Genomic DNA, 2,057 nt, shown 5'->3' with positions numbered 1-2,057 from the left:
ATCGCGACCGTGGTGAGTTCGGTACCGGAGGCGAGCAATGCCTCCTCGAGCACGGCGAGGTTGTCCGCGCCGCCGGTGCCCATGATCAGCCGGGAGCCGAACTGCTTGCCCGCGATCTCCAGTGCGTGATCGGTCATCGGGGTGTCGGCGCGTCTTTGCGTAGCAGCCCGGCCCCGCGCAAGTCTGCCCACAACTGCGGGTCGATACTGGCTTCGAACAGATCGGCGTTCTTCTGCTGCTGACCTCGGTTGCGGGCGCCGATGCAAATGCTAGAAACGGCGGGGTGGGCGAAGGCGAACTGCAGCGCCGCCGCCGGCAGCGCGACGTTGTGCCGATCGCAGATGCGTTGAATTTCCGCAGTTTTCGCCTTCACCGACTCGGGGGCGGACGCGTAGTTGAACCTTGCCGTCTCGATAGGTCCGGTTGCCAGGATCCCGCTGTTGTAGACGCCCCCGAGCACGATGCCGACGCCTCTGTCCTGACACGCTGGGAGAAGGTCGTTGAGAGGGTCCTGCTCGAGCAGAGTGTAGCGGCCTGCCAGCAGGAAGCAGTCGGCGTCGGTGTTCTGCAGAGCGCGGTAGCAGATATCGGCTTCGTTGACAGCGAATCCGATCGCTTTGACCACACCTTGATCGCGCAATGTCTCGAGGGCTGGATAGGCAGAGTTCAACGCTTGCTTGAAAACCTCCGGCTGATCCTCACCATGGGTGCGGCGGTCGCAGTCGTGGATGAGCAGGATGTCGAAGTTGTCAGTGAGCATCCGCTGCATGCTCTGCTCGACGCTGCGCATCACACCGTCGTAGCTGTAGTCGTACTCGGCTTCGAACGGTGGTGTGTCGACGTAAGAATCGTTGGAGGCCGTGCCATTGGCGCTGCGGCCCACGACCCGGCCCACCTTGGTTGCGATCGCGTAGTCGGTACGCGGATACGCACGCAGCGCATACCCGAGCCGGTATTCGCTCAGTCCGTGCCCGTATAGGGGTGCCGTATCGAAGAAGCGTGCACCCAATTCCCATGCCTGCGATACCATCTCGGCGGAATCACCGTCGCTGGAGGGCTCGCGATAGTTCCCGATCGGTGCTCCGCCGAATCCCATGGCAGTCAACTGCACGCCCGAGCGGCCCAACTGCGTCGTTTTGCTGATCTTCATGACGCATTCCCCTTTTGTCGATGTGGCACCAGTCGGCGCGCAGCACGGTTACACACCGACCGTGCCGTGATCTCGGCCCCGCCGTCCACGGACATCAGCCCATGACCAGCATTTCGTCGCCTGGTCGACACCACGTTAAGTGCTCGGCATCCCGGTGCCACCGTCCAGAGTGAGCATCGCTTCCGAATTTGGGTGCACATATCGCACGAGAGCAGGAATGCGGTTCGGGGAGCGTGGGATTCACGATGCCGCACCGCCTGACAACCCTAGGATTCCGGTAACTGATCAGGTGGTTGCGTCCGGTTGACTGGCGTGTCGTCTGGGCTGCCGGTTGGTTGGCGAATGATGTTGGGGTGCATGGTGATTCGCGTCCGTAGTATGAGGAGCTCGCTGCTCTGGTGGAGCGGCAGGCGGATCGGCTCGGGCGGCTGGCTGGTCTGCTGAAGCGTCAGGCTGCGTTATCGAGCGGCAGGCGAGTGTGACGAGCGGCTCGAGGCCGAGTTGGCGGAGCTGTAACGACAGGTGGGGCGAAACTGGTTGTCTCGGCCGAGGCCGGCAGGATCGACGCCGACGCGCTGGCAGCGCAGATCCACCTCTATCGCAGCGCCACGCACCTCGGCCTGGCCGAAACCGTCACCCGTGCAACCGCGGTGATGAAGTCACCGAACGCGTTGGCGCGCAGGCTGCTCGCCCGCCAAGACGACTACCTGCGGTTCACCACGAACCTGGCGATCCCGCCGGACAACAACGGCTCCGAACGCGACATCCGCATGATCAAACTTGGGACTGCTGCACGGATAGGTGACAACCGAGTTGGCTTGCCCCTCGGGCAGGCTGAAAGGATGTCATCGTGCCCAAGCCCTATCCCCGCGAGTTCCGCGACGATGTCGTGCGCGTCGCCCGCAAC

General features: G+C 63.3%; 2 protein-coding genes and 1 pseudogene. 1 reads left to right on the top strand and 2 read right to left on the bottom strand.

Annotated elements, in window-relative coordinates:
- A pseudogene (gene thiG, locus ACLMAL_RS39465) lies at positions 1-137 on the bottom strand (thiazole synthase); the annotation flags it as partial.
- Complete coding sequence (locus ACLMAL_RS39460) at positions 134-1,150, bottom strand: aldo/keto reductase (protein WP_412003743.1); 1,017 nt, start codon at positions 1,148-1,150, stop codon at positions 134-136. The pseudogene thiG and the gene ACLMAL_RS39460, both read right to left, overlap by 4 nt.
- Positions 1,151-1,803: 653 nt before the next feature.
- On the opposite strand from ACLMAL_RS39460, the gene ACLMAL_RS39455 reads away from it, so the two are divergent.
- A partial coding sequence (locus ACLMAL_RS39455) for an IS66 family transposase (protein ID WP_412003742.1) occupies positions 1,804-2,057 on the top strand: 254 nt, incomplete at its 3' end.

The sequence above is a fragment of the Nocardia sp. CWNU-33 genome, assembly GCF_046764895.1.
GTDB lineage: Bacteria > Actinomycetota > Actinomycetes > Mycobacteriales > Mycobacteriaceae > Nocardia.
Note: the sequence above shows the minus strand (reverse complement) of the source record. Positions and strands in the feature narration are given on the sequence as shown.

Coding starts and splice junctions, on each gene's coding strand:
- ACLMAL_RS39460 (WP_412003743.1), bottom strand. CDS start 1,150: ATGAAGATCAGCAAAACGACGCAGTTGGGCCGCTCGGGCGTGCAGTTG.